A 15,298-nucleotide genomic window follows, 5' to 3' on the forward strand; every position below is an offset into this window, starting at 1 on the left:
TGATAAACCAAGGCGAAATGGTAAGACATTTCGCCTTTTTTATTTTATATTAATTAAAAAACAATAATGTCTCATCATGCTAATTAAAAAAGCCAATCAATTATTACAGCAAAATAAACTCAAAGAAGCTGAGTTTCATTTTAAAGCAATTTTAAATAGTGACCCACAAAGCGGCGAGGCATTTTTTGGATTAGGTAGAATAGCGCTTAGGCTAGAGCGCTTTGATGCAGCGGTATACTTATTACAAAAAGCATGCGAACGTTTACCTCATATGCTAGAACCTTTACACGCCCTTGCCGATGCTTTTAATGGTGTTCAATCCCCTGACGATGCGCTTAAAGTACTCGAATATGCTAAAAGCCTTGCAAGCCATAACCCGGAGCCTCACTACTACTTAGCCCAACAATATTTAAACTACGGTGAATTAGACAAGGCGCACACTACATTTGCGCATGCGCTAAGTATGGGGATTTATCCTGTAACGGCTTATATATTATTTGAATTAGTTCAATTGGGCCGCTTTAATAAAGAACATAATTATGTGAGCAACCTACACCACTTTTTAACGCAAACGAATAACCTGCGCTTAAAAATGGTGTGTTATTACGCATTAGGCAAAAGCTACGACAAACTAGACGACACAGAGCAAGCATTTAACTATTATGTGCTTGCCAATAAACTTCAAAAAAAGCTTACTCATTTTAAAACCAGTGACTTAGTGCCTTTTTATGAAGCAATTATAACGTATAATACACAACAGCTAATTGCATCTGCCGATCAGACTTTTACCGGCACTATTACGCCCGTGTTTATTATTGGCATGCCCCGAAGTGGCTCTACCTTACTTGAGCAAATGATGGCCAGCCACTCACAGTTTGCCACATTAGGTGAAAACACCAGTGTTGCTAACCAAGTGGTGGCATTTATAGAGCAGCAAACGCAAACCCCTTACCCGCAATGCTTAAGCGCACTTAGTAACGATTTAATCGCAAAAGCTCGCAATATCTATATTGAAGAATTAAAAAAAGCACAGCCTATACGCCCTTTCATTATTAATAAGCTACCGAGTAACTATCAGTCTATTGGCTTAATTTACTTGCTGTTCCCTAATGCTAAATTTATTAATTTAAGTAGGGATTTTAACGCCACTGCTTTTTCGGTATTCAGTAACTACTTTGCCGAAAATGAGCCGTACTTTTGTGATTTAAAAGAATTTAAACTTTACCATGCGTTGTATGCAAAATTAATGGATCATTGGCGCAGCCTGCCCTCATTACCGCTATACGATATTCATTATGAGCAAATAGTTGCCGAGCCTGAGTCGCAGCTAAGTGCTTTATTTTCGTTTTTAGGGTGTGAGTATGAACCGCAATGCTTAGCATTTTATAAGCGTAAGGCTGCTGTTAGCACATTAAGCAAACACGCCATTAGGCAGCCAATTAATACACAGGCACTCGCGCATTGGGAGCGCTATAAAACACCGCTTTTAAAACAATTTGAATGAGCCTAATTGCCTAACTGTGCTCGTTAAACCAGCTTACAACATCTTTAAATTGCTCATCCCGTGCCTGCGGGTGAGTAAGCATATTAATATGATCGTAATCCACACTGTGGCCATAGCGCTTGCCATAAACTTTTAGGGTTTGTTTTCCAGGCCCTGACTCTGCCATAAACTTTTTGATATCAATAGGCTGCGCCAGAGCTTTGTCGTTTACTGCGCCAATATGAAGTGTAGGGGGGACATGCAGCTTAGCTAACGCACTTGCGTAATCAAAACCATCATCGCTATCTACCCAAGGCCTTTTTTTAGCCCATTGCATACTTTGATAATGCGACTTTTGCGATTCGTTATCGCTGCCCCACTTATAACCTTTCGCATTTAAGTAACCATGCTTTTTAGCGAGTAATGGCGCCATAAAGTACCAAATCACATTCGCTTGCAGTAACTTTTTAGGGTGGTTGTTAAATAATGAACGTTTTGAGCCAAAATAGGCACAGGCCTTCACGTCTGTTACATACTCAGGAAAACGAGCAAAAACGCTATTCATTAAAACGCCTCCCCAAGAGTGAGCGACCCAATAGTCAGGCTTTTTGCCCTCCTCTTCCTCTATATAATTAATAAAGGCGGGAATATCTTCAACTATCGCCTCCGTTTGACCATATTTAGCATGACGTGAAATCAGCGGCTTACTTTCACCACGCCCACGCAGGTCTGCTACATAACAACAATATCCTTGCTCCGCCAAAAAAGGCGCTAAACCTTTATTACTGTGAGTATAAAAAATTTTGCCGTTTTCTACTGCTCCATGCATTAAAAACACGACGGGGCCTGCTTTATCATCGTTCGCGATACGGCGTAGATGCAAAGTTTGTTGATTGTTTAATTGAACAAAATGTGATTGCTGAGTGATTGCCACAAATTTTCCTTTGTTATTTTTACTTACTCATCCTACCAGTAGCATGGTTAATTCTAAAGTAAATGGTTGCACTTTTTAGCGGGGCATTTGATACAATTACATTATTATTGAATTGCTAAATTTAAGCTATGAAATCAAAATCAAACAGCAACAAGTTACATCCTCGCAATCAACACTTACATGGCTACGATTTGGACATGTTATGTGAAAAACATAATGCGTTAGCACCTTTTATAATAACAACTCCTGCGGGCAGTAAAAGCATCGATTTTAGCAATAACAAAGCCGTTAAAACGCTTAACCAAGCTCTATTAAAAGCGCACTATAATATAGAATTTTGGGATATACCCGATCAAAACTTATGCCCCCCTATTCCTGGGCGAGTAGATTACATACATCACTTAGCCGATTTATTAAGCACAGATAACCAACAAAACATACCGACAGGACGTAAAATTAAAGCGCTTGATATTGGGACAGGGGCTAACTTAGTTTACCCTCTTACAGGTAGCCACGAGTATAACTGGCACTTTACAGGGAGTGATATAGATGCAAGTTCAATAAAAATTGCAAAGCAAATAGCGCAGTTTAACGGTTTAAAAATCACTTTAAAACATCAAAAAAATGCTTCTTCTATTTTTAAAGGCATTATTAATCAAAAAGATTTATTTCACTTAACTCTGTGTAACCCTCCGTTTCACGCAAGCGCGGACGAGGCTAACAAAGGCACTGAGCGAAAGTGGAAAAATTTAGGAAAATCACCTAAAAACACCCTTAATTTTAGCGGGCAAAATAATGAGCTATGGTGCGAGGGGGGTGAAGCCCAGTTTATCAGTAATATGATCACCGAAAGCGAGTTGTTTGCAGAGCAAGTTATATGGTTTACATCACTGGTTTCAAAAAAAGAAACCCTTACTACCTTAGAAAAAAAACTAAACACCCTCCCTATTGCTGAATATAAAATTATAAATATGGCACAAGGGCAAAAAGTAAGTCGTTTTATTGCCTGGAGTTATTTTGATAAAGCCACTCGCGAACACATTTTTGAAGAACTTGTGTAAACCCACAAAATAAAAAGGCCCTAATAAAGGAATAACAATAATGATAGATTTTCGCTCAGACACAGTTACTAAACCGTCAATAGCTATGCGCGAAGTAATGTACAACTCGCCAGTAGGCGATGATGTGTACGGGGATGATCCTAGCGTAAACCAATTAGAAGCATACGCGTGTAAGCGTTTTAACTTTGACGCTGCGCTTTATTGTAGCTCTGGCACGCAAGCCAATTTATTAGCTTTAATGGCGCATTGTGAGCGCGGGGACGAATATATTTGTGGACAAAATGCCCATAACTATAAGTTTGAAGGCGGTGGCGCTGCCGTGCTTGGCTCAATACAACCTCAACCTATCGAAAACGAAAAAGACGGCAGCTTATGTTTTAACAAGATTGCCGAAGCTATAAAACCTAAGGACTGCCATTTTGCCAACACGCGCTTGCTTAGCCTTGAAAATACTATTGGCGGTAAAGTGCTCCCGCTTGAGTACTTAACCCAAGCTCACGACTTTGTTAATACGCATAAATTAGCACTGCATTTAGATGGTGCGCGCGCGTTTAATGCAGCCGTTGATCTAAATGTAGATATAACAGCAATTACAAAGCACTTTGATTCTGTTTCAATTTGTTTATCTAAAGGCTTAGGTGCGCCAATCGGCTCGCTATTATTAGGCGCACCAGCATTAATCGACAAAGCTAGGCGCTGGAGAAAAGTACTCGGAGGCGGCATGCGCCAAGCAGGAATGCTTGCAGCCGCTGGTCAATATGCACTTGAGCACAATGTAAATCGCTTGCAAGATGATCACGCTAATGCGCGTTATTTAGCTCAAAAGTTAAATAAATTAAGCGGTTTTACTGTAGATATGAGTAACACCACCAACATGGTGTATGCAACGTACAGTAGTAGTATTAATATTGAAGAGCTTGCACAAGCGCTTAAGCTGCAAGGTATATTATTTAGCCCAAGCAAGCAGCTTAGGCTAGTAACGCATTTAGATATTACGCGCGAAGATATTGATACATTTTTAAATGCCTTAGCGGCCCATATTTAATTCTGCTTTATAATGTTTGCGGCACACCGAAACGTATCGGTCGTTGCCGCCAATTTCTACTTGGTTACCATCGGCAATCGCATTGCCGTTTTCATCTGTGCGCAACACATGATTGGCTTTACGGCCGCAATGACATACTGTTTTAAGTTCAACCAGCTTGTCGGCCCATGCTAGCAAGTACTGAGAGCCTATAAATAACTCGCCTCTAAAATCGCTTCGCAGGCCATAACATAATACTGGAATACCAAGTTCATCAACCACATCAGTTAGTTGCATAACTTGCTCTTTAGATAAAAACTGGCATTCGTCGACCAATACACAGTGGCGTTTTTTTTCGTTTTGAAGGTTTTGAATCAAATCAAATACATTTTTAGATTCATCAAATATATGTGCATCAGCTTGAAGACCGATACGAGACGATACTTTCCCTACACCAGAGCGGTTATCAATGGCAGCCGTTAAAATAACGGGCTCCATGCCGCGCTCACGATAGTTAAACGCAGATTGTAACAAGGTGGTTGATTTACCCGCATTCATCGCAGAGTAGTAAAAGTATAATTGAGCCATTGCCGTGCCTTAAGATAAAAAGTGCGCTTATGCTACCTTAATATACGATTAATACCAATTTCATATCGCTATTTTAGTTAATAAGCGCTTTGATTTTCTTATTACTCAACAGCTTGCAAGTATTTTATGTAAATTTCAGCACTATCAAAGTGCGCTAGCCATTGCCATATCTCTTTACTAAGCTGGCTATTTTGCTGATAAAACTGCTTTGAAAAAATTAAATAACCGTCCGTTGTTTCATAAGGTGGGTAAAGGGGTTTTACATCACTCCCTTTATGTTGATAGCTCGACACTTTTAAGTCATCTACTTGGCATAAGTCAACACTTGCCTGCACAACGCCTTTATCAAGTAATTCAAATGCTTTATCTTTAGAAAACGTATTATGAATGTAAAAAGGCTCTTCTTTTAGCGCGCTGTTCAAGCCATAGCCATTAGGAATGGCAATAGTGAATGCTTTATTTTGGAATACTTCGCGGGTTTTCCATTGTTTATGAAAACGCGCTCGCCCTATTAAGCAGCTACTAAATCGACTCACTGCAAATCTTTCTAGCAATACGCCCTTTTCGTTTGTAGGGTACACAGCAAAACGTTCACGCCCAGCACGATAACTTGCAATAACCGCATTAACACGGTTAAGTTCTAAATCGTTTAGGCACCTGCGCCATGGTTTTCTAACAAATGAAATAGTCACATTGGGTATGCCGGCATCTAATTGCTTTAAAATTTCAATCGAAGCGCCAGGGTTATCTATCGGTACTTCCTGCCCTACCCCTAAAAACATAGGTGCTACGTCTTTGTCTTCGTAGCAAAACACTAAATTCGTTGGGTCAGCCAGCGCAGGGGCTGCAAATGTAAAAGCACAAAACAAGCTGATAAGTCTATATATTCTCATAATATTTTTATTTTAGCTGAGTTATCTAAAGTGTAGCGCGTCGTTTTATAAATGCCTAAGTTAATGATTATAATCTATATTAAACCTTCATGCTTTAACAACCATTGCTTTCTTGCAAGCCCACCAGCGTAGCCTGTTAACTTTGCGTTTGCGCCTATGATCCGGTGGCACGGCACAATAATACTAATAGGGTTTTTACCGTTTGCAGCCCCTACAGCTCTTACCGCCTTTGGATTGTTTAACAGTCGGGCTATATCACCATAAGTACTGGTTTTACCAAAAGGGACACTGAGTAATGCTTGCCACACACTGTTTTGAAAAGGCGTACCATGCGTATCTAATGGCACATTAAAGGTTATTCGCCTGCCATTAAAGTATTCGCTTAATTGCTTTGCGCAAATTAAAGCCGGTTCATTCGTCACCTGCTCAATGGGTGTATGTGTGTAGTGTGTTTTTGGATAAAAACCGACATAGCCCACGCCGTTTTCGGTTGCTTGAATGATAATGTCGTCAATTGGGCTCGAAATAGCGGTTTGGATAATCATGAAAGTTGTTGCCATAGCTGAAAGGTTAAGTATGAGCGAAATGGGGCGCTCAGTTCAGGGTTAAATTGCTGCGTATTTACTAACGCTTTTTTTACGCCCAGATCGCCAGCTAACAATATATCTGGGTTACTTTGCCCGCGCAGTTTGGCGTAGTTAACGGTCCATGGGCCTATCCCTTTTATCTCAAGCCAATTATCTAAAAGGCTATTTTCAGGATTATCGGCGCAGTACTTAGATAAATTTTTTAATGCATTTTTGCGCGATTGCGGCATTTTAAAAAATTCAAAGTCGCAGGTAGCTAAGTCTTCTGGCTGTGGAAAATATATTTTATCAGCATGTTGATCACCACGTTCTGCGAGTAACTTTGTAACTAAAGTATGTGCGGCTGCTACACTAACTTGCTGACCTAGCACAGCGCGGATCCCCGCTTCAAAGCTCGACCATATTCCAGGCAATCTTAATCCTTCACTTAAATTAAATGCACCATTTATACTACCCTTCAAGTGAGTTTCTATATGGTTTATGTCAGCATCTACATCGAGCACACGACGAATATTATTAATAACTTTATGTAAATGCTCGGTATTGTCTATCACTATTTCAACTTTAAAATGGTTATTTTTTGCTTTAAAGTGCGCGTTAAAATGGCCTACAGCCCCATTTAACTTAAATGTTCGCCCATAACTATTCGGGGTTATCCACTCCATAGGCGATATTAGTCGCTTTGATAAAAAGCTATGTAAGGCTTGCCAATTGTAGGGGGGCCTAAAGGGAAGCGTTAATATAATCACAGGGCTTGACTCTTTTTTTGTTTTTCTGAGCGTTGATGGCGCTAAATGCAATTGTTGTAAAAAGGCATCATTAAAACGGCGCACACTTTTAAACCCAGCTGCAAAGGCAATATCGGTTATTGGTAATGTGGTTTCTTGAATAAGCTTTTTGGCAAACTGACATTGGTTAAATAAACGATATTGGGTAATAGACACACCAAAGTGCTGGTTAAATATACGCCTCAAGTAACGGCTCGTAATACCCAAGCGAGTAGCAAGTATTTCGCAATTATCATTCTCACCTAGGTCAATTAATTGCTTAGCTCTTAGTGCAGTGGTTTTTACTCCCAGCCAAGCCGCGCTACCTGGCGCACTATCGGGCCGGCAGCGTATACACGGCCTAAAGCCCGCTTGCGCGGCATTGTGCGCGTATTGATAGTACAACACGTTTTTTTCATGTGCAGTAGGTGCGGGACAAATCGGCCGACAATAAATGCCGGTGCTTTTTACGGCAACGTAAAATAAACCGTCAAATCGGGCATCACGGCTTTGCCGCGCTTTTTGCCAATACTGATTATTCATCAAGGGTCTTAATCAATAAAACGTACCTTAGCATAGCAATGTTTTAAACCAGTACTGGCCATTTTCGGTACTCATCTGCTTTTAAAAGTATCATACCAACCCACTTAGTGAGTTAAGCGTGTAAGTATCACTATTGCTCTGCAAAATCGAGCAAGTCTTGTCCTGCGAGACGATAGATTATCCATTCGTTTTGGGCTTTTGCCCCAATGCTATTATAAAAATCGATAGCGGGTTTGTTCCAATCAAGTACTACCCACTCAAAGCGACCACAGTCGTTTTTTATGGCTTTATTAGCCAAGTGCTTCATTATTAGTTTGCCCGCGCCATTGCCACGGCTATCAGGGCTCACATATAAATCCTCTAAATACAATCCATTTTTACCCAACCACGTAGAGTAATTATAAAAATACACCGCAAAGCCAATAGGCTCATCATCTTCAAGGCAAATAACGCTGTGTGCTGTTGCCCCCTCACTAAACAGCGTTTTTATAATTGCCTGCTCATCTGTTTTTACTGCATCGGGTTCTTTTTCGTAAATGGCCAGTTCGGTAATAAACTGTAAAATGGTTGGCGCATCGCTTTTTTTAGCGTCGCGTATTTGTATTTGCTTACTCATGTTATTAATCCTAAAAGTACTGCTCTATTTTTTCTTTTAAAATATCAAGCTGAATGGGTTTAGTTAAGTAGTCGTCCATACCGGCATTAATACAACGTTCTTTATCTGAGTTCATTGCATTGGCGGTTAGGGCAATTATTTTTATTGCTTTGTGCTCATCCCCTGCCATACCGTCTCGTATATTAGCCGTGGCGTCAAAGCCATCCATTACCGGCATTTGGCAATCCATTAATACTAAGTCAAAATACCCCTCGTTGTGCTCGCTTAAGGTGTTTATGGCTTCTTGCCCGTTTTGCGCTAGTATCACCTCGCAATTTAGCTTTTTAAGCATCAGTGTAGAAACATGTTGATTAACGGGGTTATCCTCAACTAATAAAATTTTTGCAGGTGTGTCTGATTTTTCTTTTCTTAGTGACGAAATATACCCTGGAGTCACCAGAGGAAGGGGGTCGGTGCTGTCTGAACTTGTTATAACCGATAACGCAGAAATTAAATCGGCGGTTGTAACTGGTTTAGGAAAATACGCTTGAAAACCAATTTTTGAGTAGCGCTGAGCGCCTTCCATACCTGCAATACTGGTCATCATTACCAGTGGCACGGCTTTATAGTCATCATGTGCTTTAAGTACTTTACACAGCTCCATTCCATCCATTTCTGGCATTTGCATGTCTAGCACGGCAATATCAAACATAGTTTGTTTGTTTTCTATGCGCTTTGCACATAGCTCAAGCGCCTGCTTAGCACTACTAGCAAGCGTAACTTTTGCCCCCCAATGTCCTAACTGTTGAGAAATAACTAAGCGGTTAGTCTCGTTATCATCAACTACGAGTACATTTAACGAACTCATATTTATATTTGGGATAATGCGTTCTTTTTCTTCCCCTTCAGCCACTTGCATGGTTGCAGTAAATTCGCTGCCTTTGCCAGGTGCGCTCACCAGTGAAATTTTGCCATTCATTAGCTCACATAACTGTTTACATATAGCAAGCCCTAAGCCCGTGCCTCCGTACTCCCGTGTGGTTGATGCATCCACTTGCGAAAAAGGGGTAAATAATTGCTGTTGTTTTGCCTCGGTTATGCCTATTCCTGAGTCTTTTACTTTTATATTTAGCAGTAGGTCTTGCTCAGTTTTTTCTACAGAAGCACTTACCACCACCTCACCCTGACTAGTAAATTTAACCGCATTACTAATTAAGTTGGTTACCACTTGACGTATGCGCCCAGGGTCGCCCATTAAATGAGAAGGCTCCAAAGAAACTAAATCTAAAATAATCTCAATGCCTTTTTCTTGTGCGGTAAAGGCCTGCGCCTCGGCTATTTCGCCAATTAAGTCGCGAGCATTAAAATGTATATGCTCAAGCTCAACTTTGCCTGCTTCCGCCTTTGAAAAATCTAAAATATCGTTAATAACACCAAGTAAGGAGTGAGCACTGCTTTTAGCAATAGCGACCTTTTTTTCTATCGGTTTACTTAATGACTCTAACTCAACCAATTCTAACATGCCTAATACGCCATTCATCGGTGTGCGTATTTCATGGCTCATTGTGGCTAAAAATTGGCTTTTTGCCACCGCAGCCTCTTGCGCTTGTACTAAAGCAACTTTTAGCTTTTCAGCGGTTTCTTTACGCTTTTGCGAGACCAATGTGCTACCCACTAACGTAGCCAAAGAGCGCAAATAAGTCTCCTCACTTTGCGTCCAAATGTGCTTTTCTCCGACGGTCTCTGCACATAAAATACCTAAATTACCATCTCCGGATGAAATAACTGCATCCAGCATCGACTCAATATTTAATGGTTGAGTATAGCTTTGGGTAAATTCAACCGTTGCCTTGTGCGAATACACATCGTCAATTGCCACTAGGTTTTGATCAAAAATTGCCTCATAGTAACTTGGAAAATCAGCCTTTTTGAGCACGCCGTCAAAATCTACAAATCCGTTTTGCCGAGTATATAAGCCATGGCATGCCATTTCGTCGCACTGTTTATTAAGTATCCAAATAGAGGCACGTTCAACATTTAATACCTCTACCATCGACTTTATCGCCAGCTTTTTGACTTGTGCAACGTCGCTATTTTGTACCTCAGGCGAAACCGTTAATGACGCTAAATTTTTGTTATAGGCGTTTGCTTTTTCGCTTTCTAACTCTAGGCGTTTATGTGTATCAATACTTTGGAATGACCCAAAAACACGCACACATTTACCGTCTTTAAATTCCGCCTGCCCCATCGACTTAACCCAGCGCTCTTTACCGGTATAAGTTAAAATGATCAGCTCAACACTCCAGCTTTCACCTAAAGTGACTGCACATTCAAATAAAGTACTGATTTTCTCTCGATGCTCTCCTGGCTTATAAAAATTTATAGCTGTTTCGATGCTAGGCTCAAACTCTTCTGGTACTTCGTGTATTACTTTTACTACATCTGACCAATACATGGTTTGGCTTTCAAGGTTTATTTCCCATGCACCAATTTGGCCTTGTTTACTCATTGCCTCAAGCAAATTTTGCTGGCGGGTAATTTCTGCTTGAGTATTGTGGCGCTCAGTAATATCTGAAATAAAACCATCTAAATACAGTACTTGGTTGTCATCACCATAAATGGCCTGACCTTTTTCGTGTACCCAACGAATATGGCCATCACTTCTTTTTATTCTGTATTCAATCGACCAAGGTAGTTTTTGAGCAATACAAGTACTTACTTGTAGCTCAACCTCTTTGTCGTCTTTGTGAATCATTGAAGCAAAGCTCAGTATTTTATTATTTATAAACGCATCTGGCGTATAACCTGTTATACCTTTTACCTGATCGCTCATATATAACATGGTCCATGCTTTATCAAACTTACACCGATAAATCACGCCTGGAATATTATCTACTAACGAAGCAAAGCGGTCGCGGCTGTACTGTAGTTCAGATTCAATCTGCTTACGCTCGGTAATGTCTAAATGTGTTCCGATCATACGCCGAGGCGAGCCATCTAAGTTCCAGTCGACTACTTTTGCAGTATCAAGCACCCACACCCAGTGGCCATCTTTGTGTTTCATCCGCGCTTCGCTGACATAGTAGTCTGTATCACCGTTAAAATGCGCTTTTAATTTTTGCTCTGAAATAACTAAATCATCAGGGTGTGCATACTTATACCAAGTATCAATTGTTGTTGGCTCTAGCTCACTGAGCTTATAGCCTATTATTTCTGCCCAGCGATTATTAAACGTCACTTTGCTGGTATCTATAAACCAATCCCATATTCCTACAGCGGTGGTATCTATAACTAACTGCAACTGGGTTTTATGCTGTTCAAGTTCAAGCTCTTGTAGTTTCAATGGTGTTACATCGGTGCGAATAGCAATGTAGCTTTGTGGTTTACCATGCTCATCAAAAAATGGCGCTATGGTAGTATCTACCCAATAAAACCCCCCATGTTTTGCTTTATTACATATTTGGCCGTTCCATACTTCACCCCGTTTAAGGGTTTTATACATACTTTTAAAAAAACCTTTGTCGTGCCTGCCTGAGTTTAGTAAGCGGTGGTTTTGGCCAATAAGCTCATGTTCTTCATAGCCGCTTATTTCACAAAACTTCTTATTGACAAAAGTAATAGTGCCCGCTAAATCGGTTACTGCAACAATGGCATGTTCATCAAGGGCACTTTTTTGCTCATCTAATTGTTTAAACGCGGTTTGCAAAGCTGAACGTTGCTTTTGCAGTATACTCTGCTGCTCTTCTTTCACTGCCACCATTTTTTGAAGATCGACTGATAACCTATTTAACTCATGGCTATCAGTTAAGGTCGGTACAGTTACTTTCTCGCCATCGGTAATTTTAGTCATTACTGAGGTGAGCTGAATTAAAGGTTTAGATAAGCGCCGACTAAACCACCAAGCTGCACATAAAACAAGCAATAAAGACACTGCATTTGATAAAATTGCCAAACGTTTATAATAACCAAAGTCTTTGAGCATTATGTGTGAAGGTTTTGCCGCTAAAAGTTGCCACCCTTCTACGCCCAAAAAATCTAACTCGCTAACGTGAGCATTATAAGTGGTACCCTGAGTACTGCTGTACTCAAACATTTGTTTATTAGTTAGTGTGGTTTGCGTAAGAACGGAAGCCTCTTCTGCATTCGTTACTGAAGAACGCTCTATTTTATTGTTATGAAGTACAAAAAAACTAACATCATTATGTGTGCTATGAATGGTGCTTAGGCCTTCTAAAAGACCATGCATATTTACTTCTGCTAAAATTACCCCTTCTAGTTTTTGCGCATCACTAAGCCAAGGTATAGCCACAATATTAAACTGTTTACCTTTAAACTCAACAGAGCCGAAAGTGGCTTGCGCTGAGGTACTTACAGAGTTAATAAGCTGGCTCAGTTCACCTTTGTCTATCTGCCCGTAAGTCGAGATAATGGGCTGCTTAAGTGCCGATGCAGCTATAACCTCAATACTATTTACAAAATCATAGTGAGTAACAAAATGGTTTATTAGTTTGCTTTGTTCAAGAGGGTAATTAGCAAGCTGGTTTTTAAAGGTATATAAATCAGTAAGATGATCATCAAACCATAAATTAGTAAACTCAGATGCAATAGAGCTTAATTCGTGAAGCTCTGCATCTGCATTTTTTTTTAAGGTACTATTTACATGCTGTAAGCTGAACCAGGTCAGTAAGCAAAGAGGAACAATAGCCATAAACAAAAAAGTAATGATCAGCTTACTACGCACAGACTGAGCTGTGCCACTTAGCAGCCCATACTTTTTTCCTTCAACCATGCTATATATCCAATAACTGTAAATGCATTATTTGTTACCTACATTAATGCACTAAAACCTAAAAGACGCAAGTTTTAGCCCTCAAAGTTGGAAAAATACACCACTTAATTACAGTTTAAACATCAGTAAGTTGCAATTAAAAATTAATTACTCAAATAGACTAAACGTTTAAATTACGGCAAATTTAACCTTTCTCTTTTTTATATTTTATTGTTAAAAACTAAAGCTCACTATTTATACGAACTTTTACTTATCTAGAACCTTAAAATGTGCTTAAATTTATTCAATTTTTTGGTATAACACCGCTCGCGCTTATATACAATTGTGCGTTTACACGTATAAACCCTAAGCCACATTTGAAAATTTTTGGTGAAAATACTACAAATAAATCACATTTCATAGTTAAATAAAAATACAAAACTGTACACAAACCAAGCAATAACGCAAACTTAAATAAGAATCAAAACCAATTGTAAATCAATGATTTTTATAGAAAAACTTGCAAAATACGTAGATTTAACTACACTGTGCACAATTAAAATAGTTAAGGTGATTTATCATGAAAGGTAATCAAAAAGTAATCGATGCATTTAATACTTTGCTAGCCAATGAGTTAGCAGCAATTGACCAGTATTTTATTCATTCACGAATGTATGATGACTGGGGTTTAGATAAATTATATGTGCGCCTTAACCATGAAATGGAAGAAGAAAAAGATCACGCCGATTGGCTTATAAAACGCATCTTGTTTTTAGAAGGCGTGCCTAACATGACTAAACGCCGTGACCTTTTAATTGGTAACGATGTAAAAAGCATGATGCAGAACGACTTAACACTAGAGCTTGAAGTAGTGGCATGTGTTAAAGAGGTAATTGCTATTTGTGAAGAACAACAAGATTATCAGTCGCGCGAAGTATTAGAAAAGCTATTATTTGATACCGAAGAAGACCATGTTTATTGGTTAGAGCAACAACTAGGTCTAATTGATAAAATTGGTACACAAAACTACCATCAAGCACAAATGGGCGAGTAAGGAGCATAAAGTATGAAAGGCGATAAAGACGTTATAGCTGCTTTAAATAAAGTACTTGCTAATGAGCTTGTGGGTATTAACCAATACTTTTTGCATGCCCGTATGTTTAAAGATTTTGGTTTTAGCCAGCTCGATAAAGCAGACTACAAAGTTTCAATTCAAAAAATGAAAAATGCCGACCGTCTAATTGAGCGTATTTTATTTTTAGAAGGTTTACCTAACCTACAAGACTTAGGCCGATTACGCATAGGCGAAAACAGCGAAGAAATGATTGCTGCAAATATGAGCTTTGAGCTAGATACAATTGATGACTTGCGCAGTGCAATTAAGTTAGCTGAAAACAAAAAAGATTATATTAGCCGTGAAGCGCTTGATAATATTTTGAACGAGCAGGAAGAACAAATTGACTGGCTAGAAACCCAGCAATTACTTATTCAAAACACGGGGCTTGAAAATTACTTACAGTCCCAACTGTAAGGTAAGTTTAGGCCATAAAAAAAGCAGCTTTATAAGCTGCTTTTTTTGTATCAGAATTTTGTAATAATGAATTAAGCGACTTGATCGGTAATATCTGCAATCTCAATAAGTTTGCGATTTAGGATCTTTTTAGTACAACAACAACACTTACCGCATTGGCTGCCTACTTTAAGCTCTTTAGTTAATTCACGCATGGTAGTTGCACCATCGTCAATTGTTTGCTCAATTTTTTTATCAGTCACCCCGTGACAAAGACAAATATACATGAATACAAACTACTCTCAATTTCATTTAGTAGGTGCATATTAATCTAAACAGTAATGGTTATCAATTGTTTCGCAGTAGAAAAGCTTATTTTTCAAAAAATTTGATCAGTGCCACTTAAATCGAGAATTCACGGCGCGTTGAGAACTTGTTGATTTATAATGAAATATGGCACTTAAATTGAGATTTATTAACTAAATTACACTCTAAAAATAATTATGTTTTTTATTAGGTAAATTTCTTAAACAACGAGAAATCGC

General features: G+C 39.2%; 13 protein-coding genes. 5 read left to right on the forward strand and 8 right to left on the reverse strand.

Going from position 1 to position 15,298, the window contains the following annotated elements:
* Positions 1-76 precede the first annotated feature (76 nt).
* Entirely contained in the window at positions 77-1,504 is a 1,428-nt protein-coding gene (locus tag AN391_RS01990; RefSeq protein ID WP_055013836.1) for a sulfotransferase, read from the forward strand.
* Between the two features lie 10 nt (positions 1,505-1,514).
* On the opposite strand, the gene AN391_RS01995 is transcribed toward AN391_RS01990, so the two are convergent.
* Positions 1,515-2,417 (reverse strand): alpha/beta fold hydrolase, encoded by a 903-nt coding sequence (locus AN391_RS01995; protein ID WP_055013837.1) that lies wholly within the window; start codon positions 2,415-2,417, stop codon positions 1,515-1,517.
* Between the two features lie 128 nt (positions 2,418-2,545).
* Here AN391_RS01995 and rlmF point away from each other — a divergent pair, with 128 nt between their 5' ends.
* Both rlmF and ltaE read left to right on the forward strand, forming a co-directional pair.
* The gene (gene rlmF, locus AN391_RS02000; protein ID WP_055013838.1) at positions 2,546-3,478 is read left to right on the forward strand and encodes a 23S rRNA (adenine(1618)-N(6))-methyltransferase RlmF; all 933 of its coding nucleotides are present in this window, start codon (positions 2,546-2,548) and stop codon (positions 3,476-3,478) included.
* A gap of 40 nt (positions 3,479-3,518) precedes the next feature.
* Positions 3,519-4,523, forward strand: a complete 1,005-nt coding sequence (ltaE, locus tag AN391_RS02005) for a low-specificity L-threonine aldolase (protein ID WP_055013839.1) — start codon at positions 3,519-3,521, stop codon at positions 4,521-4,523.
* Here the strand turns inward: ltaE and AN391_RS02010 are convergent.
* From AN391_RS02010 to AN391_RS02035, 6 genes are all read right to left on the reverse strand, one after another.
* The gene (locus AN391_RS02010; protein ID WP_055013840.1) at positions 4,506-5,090 is read right to left on the reverse strand and encodes a thymidine kinase; all 585 of its coding nucleotides are present in this window, start codon (positions 5,088-5,090) and stop codon (positions 4,506-4,508) included. The genes ltaE and AN391_RS02010 overlap by 18 nt on opposite strands.
* Before the next feature lie 101 nt (positions 5,091-5,191).
* Positions 5,192-5,983 (reverse strand): hypothetical protein, encoded by a 792-nt coding sequence (locus AN391_RS02015; RefSeq protein WP_055013841.1) that lies wholly within the window; start codon positions 5,981-5,983, stop codon positions 5,192-5,194.
* Between the two features lie 74 nt (positions 5,984-6,057).
* Positions 6,058-6,528 carry a methylated-DNA--[protein]-cysteine S-methyltransferase gene (locus tag AN391_RS02020; protein ID WP_055013842.1) on the reverse strand — a complete coding sequence of 157 codons (471 nt, stop codon included), beginning with the start codon at positions 6,526-6,528 and terminating at the stop codon, positions 6,058-6,060.
* The gene (locus AN391_RS02025; protein ID WP_055013843.1) at positions 6,525-7,880 is read right to left on the reverse strand and encodes a DNA-3-methyladenine glycosylase 2 family protein; all 1,356 of its coding nucleotides are present in this window, start codon (positions 7,878-7,880) and stop codon (positions 6,525-6,527) included. Before AN391_RS02025 ends, AN391_RS02020 begins: the two co-directional genes overlap by 4 nt.
* A 130-nt stretch (positions 7,881-8,010) precedes the next feature.
* Positions 8,011-8,496 (reverse strand): GNAT family N-acetyltransferase, encoded by a 486-nt coding sequence (locus AN391_RS02030; RefSeq protein WP_029774246.1) that lies wholly within the window; start codon positions 8,494-8,496, stop codon positions 8,011-8,013.
* 10 nt (positions 8,497-8,506) lie between these two features.
* Positions 8,507-13,264 carry a PAS domain-containing protein gene (locus tag AN391_RS02035; RefSeq protein ID WP_055013844.1) on the reverse strand — a complete coding sequence of 1,586 codons (4,758 nt, stop codon included), beginning with the start codon at positions 13,262-13,264 and terminating at the stop codon, positions 8,507-8,509.
* Between the two features lie 559 nt (positions 13,265-13,823).
* Between AN391_RS02035 and bfr (AN391_RS02040) the strand changes: the two genes are divergently transcribed.
* Entirely contained in the window at positions 13,824-14,297 is a 474-nt protein-coding gene (bfr, locus tag AN391_RS02040) for a bacterioferritin (RefSeq protein ID WP_024031963.1), read from the forward strand.
* 12 nt (positions 14,298-14,309) lie between these two features.
* Complete coding sequence (gene bfr, locus AN391_RS02045) at positions 14,310-14,774, forward strand: bacterioferritin (RefSeq protein WP_004588793.1); 465 nt, start codon at positions 14,310-14,312, stop codon at positions 14,772-14,774.
* A gap of 71 nt (positions 14,775-14,845) precedes the next feature.
* Here the strand turns inward: bfr (AN391_RS02045) and AN391_RS02050 are convergent, their stop codons facing one another.
* The gene (locus AN391_RS02050; RefSeq protein WP_004588794.1) at positions 14,846-15,040 is read right to left on the reverse strand and encodes a (2Fe-2S)-binding protein; all 195 of its coding nucleotides are present in this window, start codon (positions 15,038-15,040) and stop codon (positions 14,846-14,848) included.
* Between the last annotated feature and the right edge of the window lie 258 nt (positions 15,041-15,298).

The organism is Pseudoalteromonas sp. P1-13-1a (assembly GCF_001401875.1).
Taxonomy (GTDB): Bacteria; Pseudomonadota; Gammaproteobacteria; order Enterobacterales; family Alteromonadaceae; genus Pseudoalteromonas.

Excerpts from the sequence above, each read along its gene's own strand:
- AN391_RS01990 (WP_055013836.1), top strand. The coding sequence starts at position 77 with ATGCTAATTAAAAAAGCCAATCAATTATTACAGCAAAATAAACTCAAA.
- rlmF (WP_055013838.1), top strand. The coding sequence starts at position 2,546 with ATGAAATCAAAATCAAACAGCAACAAGTTACATCCTCGCAATCAACAC.
- ltaE (WP_055013839.1), top strand. The coding sequence starts at position 3,519 with ATGATAGATTTTCGCTCAGACACAGTTACTAAACCGTCAATAGCTATG.
- AN391_RS02010 (WP_055013840.1), bottom strand. The coding sequence starts at position 5,090 with ATGGCTCAATTATACTTTTACTACTCTGCGATGAATGCGGGTAAATCA.
- AN391_RS02015 (WP_055013841.1), bottom strand. The coding sequence starts at position 5,983 with ATGAGAATATATAGACTTATCAGCTTGTTTTGTGCTTTTACATTTGCA.
- AN391_RS02020 (WP_055013842.1), bottom strand. The coding sequence starts at position 6,528 with ATGATTATCCAAACCGCTATTTCGAGCCCAATTGACGACATTATCATT.
- AN391_RS02025 (WP_055013843.1), bottom strand. The coding sequence starts at position 7,880 with ATGAATAATCAGTATTGGCAAAAAGCGCGGCAAAGCCGTGATGCCCGA.
- AN391_RS02030 (WP_029774246.1), bottom strand. The coding sequence starts at position 8,496 with ATGAGTAAGCAAATACAAATACGCGACGCTAAAAAAAGCGATGCGCCA.
- AN391_RS02035 (WP_055013844.1), bottom strand. The coding sequence starts at position 13,264 with ATGGTTGAAGGAAAAAAGTATGGGCTGCTAAGTGGCACAGCTCAGTCT.
- bfr (WP_024031963.1), top strand. The coding sequence starts at position 13,824 with ATGAAAGGTAATCAAAAAGTAATCGATGCATTTAATACTTTGCTAGCC.
- bfr (WP_004588793.1), top strand. The coding sequence starts at position 14,310 with ATGAAAGGCGATAAAGACGTTATAGCTGCTTTAAATAAAGTACTTGCT.
- AN391_RS02050 (WP_004588794.1), bottom strand. The coding sequence starts at position 15,040 with ATGTATATTTGTCTTTGTCACGGGGTGACTGATAAAAAAATTGAGCAA.